At 63.9% G+C, this 10,091-nt stretch carries 9 protein-coding genes and 3 pseudogenes; 3 read left to right on the forward strand and 9 right to left on the reverse strand.

Annotated elements, in window-relative coordinates:
• Positions 1 to 56: 56 nt before the first annotated feature.
• The 9 genes and pseudogenes from ACK4S9_RS13325 to ACK4S9_RS13365 all read right to left on the reverse strand — a co-directional run.
• On the reverse strand, positions 57 to 1,604 hold the full coding sequence (locus ACK4S9_RS13325; protein ID WP_409726334.1) for a 2-isopropylmalate synthase: 1,548 nt from the start codon (positions 1,602 to 1,604) through the stop codon (positions 57 to 59).
• A gap of 59 nt (positions 1,605 to 1,663) precedes the next feature.
• Positions 1,664 to 2,530 (reverse strand): CDP-diacylglycerol--serine O-phosphatidyltransferase, encoded by an 867-nt coding sequence (pssA, locus tag ACK4S9_RS13330; protein ID WP_409726336.1) that lies wholly within the window; start codon positions 2,528 to 2,530, stop codon positions 1,664 to 1,666.
• Between the two features lie 76 nt (positions 2,531 to 2,606).
• Positions 2,607 to 3,377 carry an SIMPL domain-containing protein gene (locus ACK4S9_RS13335; RefSeq protein ID WP_409726338.1) on the reverse strand — a complete coding sequence of 257 codons (771 nt, stop codon included), beginning with the start codon at positions 3,375 to 3,377 and terminating at the stop codon, positions 2,607 to 2,609.
• 239 nt (positions 3,378 to 3,616) lie between these two features.
• Positions 3,617 to 4,633 (reverse strand): ketol-acid reductoisomerase, encoded by a 1,017-nt coding sequence (gene ilvC / locus ACK4S9_RS13340; RefSeq protein WP_409726340.1) that lies wholly within the window; start codon positions 4,631 to 4,633, stop codon positions 3,617 to 3,619.
• Between the two features lie 83 nt (positions 4,634 to 4,716).
• Positions 4,717 to 5,208 (reverse strand): acetolactate synthase small subunit, encoded by a 492-nt coding sequence (gene ilvN, locus ACK4S9_RS13345; RefSeq protein WP_409726342.1) that lies wholly within the window; start codon positions 5,206 to 5,208, stop codon positions 4,717 to 4,719.
• Positions 5,208 to 6,935 (reverse strand): acetolactate synthase 3 catalytic subunit, encoded by a 1,728-nt coding sequence (locus ACK4S9_RS13350; protein WP_409726344.1) that lies wholly within the window; start codon positions 6,933 to 6,935, stop codon positions 5,208 to 5,210. The genes ilvN and ACK4S9_RS13350 overlap by 1 nt, the downstream gene beginning before the upstream one ends.
• Positions 6,936 to 7,575: 640 nt before the next feature.
• Positions 7,576 to 7,716 (reverse strand): annotated as a pseudogene (locus tag ACK4S9_RS13355) (ABC transporter permease); the annotation flags it as partial.
• A 174-nt stretch (positions 7,717 to 7,890) separates the two neighbouring features.
• Positions 7,891 to 8,035, reverse strand: a pseudogene (locus ACK4S9_RS13360) (ABC transporter ATP-binding protein); the annotation flags it as partial.
• Positions 8,028 to 8,213 (reverse strand): annotated as a pseudogene (locus ACK4S9_RS13365) (TauD/TfdA family dioxygenase); the annotation flags it as partial. The pseudogenes ACK4S9_RS13365 and ACK4S9_RS13360, both read right to left, overlap by 8 nt.
• 224 nt (positions 8,214 to 8,437) lie before the next feature.
• Here ACK4S9_RS13365 and ACK4S9_RS13370 point away from each other — a divergent pair.
• The 3 genes from ACK4S9_RS13370 to ACK4S9_RS13380 all read left to right on the forward strand — a co-directional run.
• Positions 8,438 to 9,007: an RNA polymerase sigma factor gene (locus tag ACK4S9_RS13370; protein WP_409726346.1), complete on the forward strand. Its 570-nt coding sequence runs from the start codon at positions 8,438 to 8,440 to the stop codon at positions 9,005 to 9,007.
• The gene (locus ACK4S9_RS13375) at positions 9,004 to 9,405 is read left to right on the forward strand and encodes a DUF3619 family protein (protein ID WP_409726348.1); all 402 of its coding nucleotides are present in this window, start codon (positions 9,004 to 9,006) and stop codon (positions 9,403 to 9,405) included. The genes ACK4S9_RS13370 and ACK4S9_RS13375 overlap by 4 nt, the downstream gene beginning before the upstream one ends.
• On the forward strand, positions 9,402 to 10,091 hold a 690-nt coding region (locus ACK4S9_RS13380), incomplete at its 3' end, for a DUF3106 domain-containing protein (RefSeq protein WP_409726350.1). The genes ACK4S9_RS13375 and ACK4S9_RS13380, both read left to right, overlap by 4 nt.

Below are 10,091 nucleotides of genomic sequence, written 5' to 3' on the forward strand. Positions count from 1 at the left end.
CGTCATCCCGGCGCAGGCCGGGATCCAATCACTAGCTGAATAGCCGCGCGGCACGCTCACACCCCCTGCGGATTCACCCTCTCCACCTTCGAGTGCAGCTTGTTCAGTCCCGACAGGTAGGCCCTGGCCGAGGCCACGACGATGTCCGGATCCGCCCCCACGCCGTTCACGATGCGCCCCGAGTGCGACAGGCGGATGGTGACCTCGCCCTGCGATTGCGGACCGTTGCTGATCGCATTGATCGAGAACAGCACCTGCTCCGCCCCACTCTTGACCACGCTCTCGATCGCGCTGATCACCGCGTCCACCGGCCCATCGCCTGAAGACTCGGCCGACACTTCCTTGCCCTCCACCGCGAACACCAGCTTCGCATGCGGCAGCGCGCCGGTCTCGGAGCGCTGCGACAGCGAGACCAGGCGGTAGATCTCGCCAGCCTGCTCATGGTCCGCGCTTGATGCAAGGGCCATGATGTCCTCGTCGAAGATCTCGGCCTTGCGGTCGGCCAGCTCCTTGAAGCGCGCAAAGGCCGAATTCACCTCAGCCTCGGACTCCAGCTCGATGCCCAGCTCCTGCAGGCGCGACTTGAAGGCGTTGCGGCCCGACAGCTTGCCCAGCACGATCTTGTTGGTGGTCCAGCCCACGTCTTCGGCGCGCATGATCTCGTAGGTCTCGCGCGCCTTCAGGATGCCGTCCTGGTGGATGCCCGAGGCATGGGCAAACGCGTTCGCGCCCACCACCGCCTTGTTCGGCTGCACCGCGAAGCCGGTGATCTGCGAGACCATCTTCGAGGCCGGCACGATCTGCGTGGTGTCCACGCCCACCGTCAGGTTGAAGTAGTCGTGGCGGGTGCGCAGCGCCATCACGACTTCTTCCAGCGAGGTGTTGCCGGCCCGCTCGCCCAGGCCGTTGATGGTGCATTCGATCTGGCGCGCGCCGCCGATGGTGACGCCGGCCAGCGAGTTCGCCACGGCGAGACCCAGGTCGTTATGGCAGTGCACCGACCAGATGGCCTTGTCGGAATTCGGCACGCGCTCGCGCAGGCGCAGGATGCGCCGGCCGAATTCCTCGGGCACGGCGTAGCCGACCGTGTCCGGGAAGTTGATGGTGGTGGCGCCTTCGGCGATCACCGCTTCCAGCACGCGGCACAGGAAATCCTCTTCCGAGCGGCTGCCGTCCTCGGGCGAGAACTCGATGTCGTCGGTATGGTTGCGGGCGTAGCGGATCGCCAGTTTCGCCTGCTCCAGCACCTGCTCGGGCTCCATGCGCAGCTTGACCTGCATGTGCAGGGGCGAGGTGGCGATAAAGGTGTGGATGCGCTTGCGCGCGGCAGGCGCCAGCGCCTCGGCGGCGCGGGCGATGTCGCGGTCGTTGGCGCGCGACAGCGAACAGATGGTCGATTCGCGCACCGCGCTCGAGATCGCGCGGATCGCTTCGAAGTCGCCCGGCGAGGCGGCGGCGAAGCCGGCTTCGATGACGTCCACCCGCAGGCGCTCGAGCTGGCGCGCGATGCGCACCTTCTCGTCGCGGGTCATGGATGCGCCGGGCGATTGCTCGCCGTCGCGCAGGGTGGTGTCGAAAATGATGAGGCGGTTCGGATCAGGCATGTCAGGCTCCATTAGCTAATCGATATTAGCGGGCGCCCTGCCCGACCCGAAGGTTCGCGCTAGCGGCGCACGCCGTCGTCCGGCTCGTCGTCGAGCGGGATGATGCTCACCGGCTTGCCCTTGGCTGCGCGCCAGGCGAACACGGCATACCCCGACAAGCCGTAAATCACAAAAATCGGCCACAGGACTTTGGGCGGGTCGATCGCCAGCAGCGCGAAGGCCAGGGCAATCAGGAACACCACGATGAACGGCACCGACTTGCGGAAGTTCACGTCCTTGAAGCTGTAAAACGGTACGTTCGACACCATCGTCAGGCCGGCGAACACCGCCAGGCCCCAGCTCACCCAGTCCACCTGGCGCGAACTGACGTTGATGTCCGGGTCGGTCATCATCATGATGAAGCCGACGATCAGCGCCGCCGCCGCCGGGCTCGGCAAGCCCTGGAAGAAGCGCTTGTCCACCACCTGGATGTTGGCGTTGAAGCGCGCCAGGCGCAGCGCGGCCCCCGCGCAATAGATGAAGGCCGCGATCCAGCCCAGCTTGCCGAGCCCGCGCAGCGACCATTCATAGATCACCAGCGCCGGCGCGGCCCCGAAGGACACCATGTCCGACAGCGAGTCGTACTGCGCGCCGAACTCGGACTGGGTGTTGGTCAAACGCGCGATCCGCCCGTCCAGCCCGTCCAGCACCATGGCGATGAACACCGCCCAGCAGGCATGCTCGAAACGCTGGTTCATCGCCATGACGATCGCGTAGAAACCGCAGAACAGCGCGCCGGTCGTGAACGCGTTCGGCAGCAGGTAGATGCCGCGGCCGCGCTCGCCCTGGACACGGTCTTCCGCCCTGCGCCCGAAACGTTTCAAGCGGGAAAATCGTGGCGCCTTGGGCGCGGCTCCAGGTACGCGGCGTCTTGGGAAATTGGGCATAGTGGTCCGTCAAGAAATGAATGCTGTTGTCAGCATTATAAAGGCGGGAACCCCTGCTTAGCGAACGATCACTGTTCTACTTGAATCGCACCTTTCCTACGAGACGCATCTGGAGCGTAGTTTCCCCCGGTTCAAAGCTAGGTTCCGGCATCTGGTCGGCCGCTTCCTTCATGGCGCTGGCCCGCATCATCATCGGCGCCCCTGCCGCCTGGCCGTCGCCCGCATAGTTGCCCGAGCCCTCGAAATCGACGGTGTCGAGCACCGCCTCGGCCGGCTTGCGGCCCATCGCACCGGCGATCGAGGCAATGCGTTCGTTCAGGTTGCGGTAGGTTGCGGCGATGCGCTGGTCATCGAGGCGCTTTTCCAGTTCCGGGCTGAGGCCGAAGCTCACGTTGTTGATCTGCAAAACTTTCTGGGCTGCGGCGGCGGTCTTCGGCAGGTCTGCCAGGTTGGTGGTCTTTACCTCCAGGTACTGGCCGACGCGCCAGGCGACCGGCACCGGTTTCACCGGCGCGCGCAGCGCGGGTTGCGGCATCGGTGGAACCTCGGGGTAGACCGGGTAGGTGTAGTAGCCCATCGTCTTCAGCTCGGCCTTCGGATCGGCGCGGCGCACGATCTCGGTTCCCTCCTTCATCTTGCGGTTTACGCGTGCCGCGGCGGCATTCTTGTCCTTGTCATGCTCCTCGACGGCGAAGGTGACGGTCGCCTGGTCGTTGGCATGCTTCACTTCGCCGAAGGCCGGGACCACGACCAGGGTACCAGCGGTGGATGGGGCGGTCTGGGCCTGGGCCTGGGTGTGGAAAGCCAGCACCAGCGCGGCGGCGACGAGTGATGTGGAAAGTTTCATTGTTGTTCTCCAGTACAGTAATTTGCGACGGATGTCCGCGTCACTTATACGATACTGGCTTCACAACTTCCTTCGTAGTTTTGTAATGAACCGTTGCAAGTGTCTTGAATTGTAGGGTGGGCGGGTCTCCCGCCCACGCGGCGATAAATAGCTGCAAGATCATCCGGCACGATAACGGAGCCGAAGACTATCACCGCGTGGGCGGCATAGCCGCCCACCCTACGAAACACCGGCAGTGCCTAGTTCTTCGACTGGTCGACCAACTTGTTCTTGGCGATCCACGGCATCATCGCGCGCAGCTTGGCGCCGACTTCCTCGATCTGGTGCTCGCTGGTCAGGCGGCGGCGCGAGATCAGGGTCGGGGCGCCGGCCTTGTTCTCGAGGATGAAGCTCTTCGCGTATTCGCCGGTCTGGATGTCCTTCAGGCACTGGCGCATCGCATCCTTGGTCGCCGAGGTGACGACTTTCGGGCCGGTGACGTACTCGCCGTATTCCGCGTTGTTCGAGATCGAGTAGTTCATGTTGGCGATGCCGCCTTCGTAGATCAGGTCGACGATCAGCTTCAGTTCGTGCAGGCACTCGAAATAGGCCATTTCCGGGGCGTAGCCGGCTTCCACCAGGGTCTCGAAGCCGGCCTTGATCAGCTCGACGGTACCGCCGCACAGCACGGCCTGCTCGCCGAACAGGTCGGTCTCGGTCTCTTCGCGGAAGTTGGTCTCGATGATGCCGGCGCGGCCGCCGCCGTTGGCCATGGCGTAGGACAGCGCGATGTCGCGTGCCGAACCGGATTTATCCTGGTAGACCGCGACCAGGTGCGGCACGCCGCCGCCCTGGCGGTAGGTGCCGCGCACGGTATGGCCCGGGGCCTTCGGCGCCACCATGATCACGTCGAGGTCGGCGCGCGGCACCACCTGGCCGTAGTGGACGTTGAAGCCGTGGGCAAAGGCCAGCACGGCGCCCTGCTTGGCGTTCGGCTCGACGCTGTTCTTGTAGACCTCGGCGATGTTCTCGTCCGGCAGCAGGACCATGATGACGTCGGCGTTCTTGACCGCTTCATCGACCTCGGCTACCTGCAGGCCGGCCGCTTCGACCTTGTTCCACGAGGCGCCGCCGCGGCGCAGGCCGACGGTGACCTTGACGCCCGATTCGGAGAGGTTCTGCGCGTGCGCATGGCCCTGCGAGCCATAGCCGATGATGGCGACGTTCTTGCCTTTGATGAGGGAGAGGTCGCAGTCTTTGTCGTAGAAAACTTTCATGGTCATTCCTTAGATAATTATTTAAATGTGTTTGTATGTTTGCGTTGCTTGAACGCGCGGTCGGCAGAGCCGACCACCCTACGTCAGACTTTGAGGATGCGTTCGCCGCGGCCGATGCCCGAGCCGCCGGTGCGGACCGTTTCCAGGATCGAGGAACGGTCGATGGCGTCGATGAAGGCGTCGAGCTTGCTCTTGGCGCCGGTCAGTTCGATCGTGTAGGTCTTCTCGGTCACGTCGATGATGCGGCCGCGGAAGATGTCGGCGGTGCGCTTCATCTCTTCGCGCTCCTTGCCGACCGCGCGCACTTTAATCAACATCAGCTCGCGCTCGATGTGCTGGCCTTCGGTCAGGTCCACCACCTTCACCACTTCGATCAGGCGGTTCAGGTGCTTGGTGATCTGCTCGATGATGTCGTCCGAGCCGCTGGTGACGATGGTCATGCGCGACAGGGTCGCGTCTTCGGTCGGCGCCACGGTCAGCGTTTCGATGTTGTAGCCCCGCGCCGAGAACAATCCGACCACGCGCGACAGCGCGCCGGCTTCGTTCTCGAGGAGGACGGAAATGATGTGTCGCATTACAGGTCCTCCGAGCCGAGCAGCATTTCATTCAGGCCCTTGCCGGCCTTGACCATCGGCCAGACGTTCTCGCTCTGGTCGGTGATGAAGTTCATGAACACCAGGCGGTCCTTCATGGCGAAGGCTTCGCGCAGCGAACCCTCGACGTCGCCCGGCTTCTCGATGCGCATGCCGACGTGGCCGTAGGCCTCGGCCAGCTTCTCGAAGTCGGGCAGCGAATCCATGTAGGACTCGGAATAGCGCGAGCCGTAGTCGATCTCCTGCCACTGTCTGACCATGCCGAGGAAGCGGTTGTTCAGCAGGATGATCTTGGGCGTCAGGTGGTACTGCTTGCAGGTGGCGAGCTCCTGGATGCACATCTGGATCGAGCCTTCGCCGGTGACGCAGGCGACCGTGGCGTCCGGGTTGGCCATCTGCACGCCCATCGCGTACGGCAGGCCGACGCCCATGGTGCCCAGGCCGCCCGAGTTGATCCAGCGGCGCGGCTTGTCGAAGCCGTAGTACTGCGCGGCCCACATCTGGTGCTGGCCGACGTCCGAGGTGATGAAGGCGTCGCCCTCCGTCACCTTGTGCAGGGTCTCGATGACCGATTGCGGCTTGATCAGTTCGCTGGAGGGCGCGTAGGCCAGGCAATCGCGGCCGCGCCATTCGGCGATCTGCTTCCACCAGGCCTGCAGGGCGTTCGTATTGGTCTGGGCGGTGGAGGCCTCCAGCTGCGTCAGCAGTTCGACCAGCACGTCCTTGACGTTGCCGACGATCGGGATGTCGACCTTCACGCGCTTCGAGATCGACGAGGGGTCGATGTCGATGTGGATGATCTTGCGCGGGTGGGTGGCGAAGTGCTTGGGGTTGCCGATCACGCGGTCGTCGAAACGCGCGCCGATCGCGATCAGGACGTCGCAGTGCTGCATCGCCATGTTCGCTTCGTAGGTGCCGTGCATGCCCGGCATGCCCACGAAGTGCGGGCTGGAGGAGCGCGAGGCGCCCAGGCCCATCAGGGTGTTGGTGACCGGAAAGCCGGTCTTGTCGACCAGGCGGTTCAGCTCGTTCGATGCATTGGCCAGGATCACGCCGCCGCCGGCGTAGATCATCGGGCGCTCGGCGCCCTGCAGCAGCTGCACGGCCTTGCGGATCTGGCCGGCGTGGCCCTTGTCGACCGGCTTGTACGAGCGCATCTCGATTTCGCGGGGATAATCGAAAGCGCACTTCTGCATCGTGATGTCCTTCGGGATATCGACCAGCACGGGGCCGGGACGGCCGGTGCGGGCGATGAAGAAGGCTTTCTTGATGGTCGAGGCCAGCTCGCGCACGTCCTTGACCAGGAAGTTGTGCTTGACCACCGGGCGGGTGATGCCGACGGTGTCGCATTCCTGGAAGGCATCCTGGCCGATCGCATGGCTCGGCACCTGGCCGGAAATGACGACCATCGGGATCGAATCCATGTAGGCCGTGGACAGGCCGGTGACGGCATTGGTCACGCCCGGACCGGAGGTCACGAGGGCGACGCCGACGGTGTTGGAGCTGCGCGAATAGGCGTCTGCGGCATGGACCGCGGCCTGTTCGTGGCGGACCAGGACGTGCTGGAACTTGTCCTGCTTGAAGATGGCGTCGTAGATGTAGAGGACGGCCCCGCCGGGATAACCGAAGACGTGCTTGACGCCTTCTTCCGCGAGACAACGCACCACAATCTCAGCACCAGTGATCTGGGCTGATCCTTCGTTATTCATGTTCATTCCTTTCAAGACCCAATGGGAGTTTGATCGGATGCCCGTTCCTAACGAAATGCGAAGTGCGCAACGACCCTCATGCTTCCCTTCTCTCTGCGGTCGCGACTGTGGTTCGGGACACCGTAGGGTCCTTACGCACGGGCGCTGGGCGCAACTCGTTCGGCTTGAGTGTCTGTAGCGTTTATACGCATCTCTCGCGCTTGTGGCGCGGGTCGGAGCAAACTGCCTACAAATGAAAGCGCGTCAATCCGGAGATGGCTTGTGGGCCTTCACCGGATGACCGGAGAGCTTCGGGGGTGCAAAGCGTTCAAACACATTACTGCGTTGCACCATTTTGGTCAAGGACATAATTCGAAAAAGATCGCCACTAAAATCTCTCACCAAAAGAGTGCAGCGGGTCCAGCGTCACAAGCAAAGCATGTTGTCTTGATAAGAATCCACTGAGGTCAGGCACTGGCTGTCTAATGGCCAGCCGCGGCAGACAGGGAAGCCCTTTTCCCGCCTGTAACGAATGAGGAAATCCGAGCGCACCTGGGCGGGCAAGCACCAGGCGGGCCGGCGCCAGACGCCGACCCTGCTGCTGCAAGCGCTGACCGTGGGCTCGGTGGACTGAGCATGCGCTCGCCGGATAGCGCGCGGTTCAGCGCTGCATGCCCCAGCGGCGGACGGTGAGCCGCTCGAGGGACTGGAACACCAGGTGCTCCACGGCCAGCCCGATGAGGATGACGGCGGCCAGGCCCGCGAAAACCTTGCCGGTAAACAGTTCGTTACGGCCCTGGAACCAGATCAGGGCGGTGACGAGCAGCATGCCGAGCTTGCGCAGCCAGCCGAGGTCGGGGCGCGAAAATTTTACCATTTGGTCAAAAATCGGCGCAGGCACGGCGGGGGCGGATTCCAGGACATATCCAGCTCGGACCGGAGAAGTCAGCATTGTTTGCTTCGAATATTCGTTGACGGCAGCGGTTTCCCCCGGATGCGGCGACAGCAGCAGGATGCGGTTGCCCACCACCAGCGCCCCCCTCGATCGAGTGCGTCACGAACAGCATCGTGAACCCGATCTCATCGCACAAGGCCTGCAGCTCTTCCTGCATGCTCCGGCGCATGCAGCATCGAGCCCAGCTTGGGCACTTCCTCGTACGACAGGTCCGAATGCCAGAAATGGCCGGCGTCGCCCAGGCCGATCGGCTGGCCGTTCTCGCGGATGTTGGAGACCACCAGCACTTCCGGTGGCCCGCCAGCTGGAACTGGGCGCAGCACGTGGACTTGCAGGCAGCCGAATGGCGGCACCAAATGAATAATGTTGAGTGAGCTTGATTTCAGAATAGCCACGCCCGCCCGGCCCAACAACGGATCATTTCGACTAACTTCATGCACTTTTTGTCATCACGGGCGCCTGCACAATAAGCGGGCACTGCGCGATTTCGATGCGTCGAACAGGGTTTTTTGCTAGGATTCGATAGTTTTCCTCACGGCATTCGCATCAAACGCCCTTTCAAGCACGCATGGCCACAGACAAAGAACTCAACGACTTCCTCGAGAATGTCGAACGGCGTGCGTTCAAGCAGGCGGTGTATGCGGTTCGCAAGGACGAATCGGCGCTCGACATCGTGCAGGATGCGATGATCAAGCTGGCCGAGAAGTACGGCGACAAACCGGCAGCCGAGCTGCCGATGCTGTTCCAGCGCATCCTGCAGACGACCATCCTCGATTACTTCCGCCGCGAAAAGGTCCGGAATACCTGGGTCAGCCTTTTTTCCGGCTTCAGCCGGCAAGAGGGGGACGATGAAGAATTTGATATACTTTCTTCCTATGAAGCGGAGGAAGGCACGGCCGCCGCGGAGTCAAGCGCCGACCAGTTTGAGCGCACGCAAACCCTGCGCATTATTGAAGAAGCGGTAGAAAAGCTCCCACCGCGTCAACGGGAAGCCTTCCTCATGCGTTACTGGCAGGACATGGACGTGGCCGAGACGGCCGAAGCGATGGGTTGTTCCGAGGGAAGCGTCAAGACGCACTGCTCGCGCGCCACCCACGCCCTCGCCGAGGCGCTCAAGGCCAAGGGAATCAAGCTATGAACACGGACGACATCAACCTGGCGTACAAGATACGCCATGCCCTGAACGAGAACCTCGACACGCTGCCGGCCTCGACGACCGACCGGCTGGCCGCGGCGCGCGCGCTCGCCTTGTCACGCAAGAAGCCCGATGCGCCGCGCCGCGCCCAGCCGGCCAAGCGTCCGCTGTTCGACATCAAGGCCCTGTTCACCGGCCCGGCGCTGGCGCGCATCGCGGTGGCGGTGCCGATGCTGGCGCTGGTCATCGGCATGGGCGGCGTCTACGAGTACGAGCAGCAGCAGCGCCTGGCCGCGCTGGCCGAGGTCGACGCCGCCGTGCTGGCCGACGAACTGCCGCTGACCGCCTACCTCGACCAAGGTTTCAACGCCTACGTGGAGTCGCAACAGCGCCAGCAATGACGAAAACCGCGCCGAAGCCCCGCATCGCCGTTGTTGCAACTGCGGCAGCGGTTTTGATTGCCGGGGCCGCGACCTGGGCGGTCTACAACAAGTCCGGGTCGACCGCGCCGGTCGCCCCTGGCGCAGGCAGCCCCCCGGCCGCCGTCGCCAAGCCGCCCGCCAAGACCCTCGACAAGCCCCTGTGGCGCGAGTTGACGCGCAGCCAGCAGGCCGCGCTCAAGCCCCTGCAGCCCGAATGGAACGCCATGGACGGCGTCGGCAAGCGCCGCTGGCTCGAACTGTCGGCCCGCTTCGCCTCGATGAGTCCGGACGAGCAGGCGCGCGTGCACGAGCGCATGCGCCAGTGGATGCGCCTGACGCCGGCCCAGCGCAACCTGGCGCGCGAAAACTTCAGCAAGACCCGCAAGCTCGACCCCGGCAAGAAAGCGGCGACCTGGGAAAGCTACAAGCAGCTGTCCGAGGAAGAAAAGCGCCGGCTGGCGCGCTCGGGCGCCAAATCGCAGGCCGTGCCCTCGCTGCCGCATTCGCCGATCATCGACACGCCGGTCAGCTGCCCGCCGGGCGCCACGCGCCGCGGCACCTCGTGCATCATGCCGGCGCCGAGCGCGCCGGTTGCCACCGCACCGTCCGCCCCGTCCGCCGCAGCCACCGCGAGCACGGCGCCGGCGCCGGCCGCCGCGCCATCG

The sequence above is a fragment of the Massilia sp. genome (assembly GCF_046293535.1).
Lineage (GTDB): Bacteria > Pseudomonadota > Gammaproteobacteria > Burkholderiales > Burkholderiaceae_D > Telluria.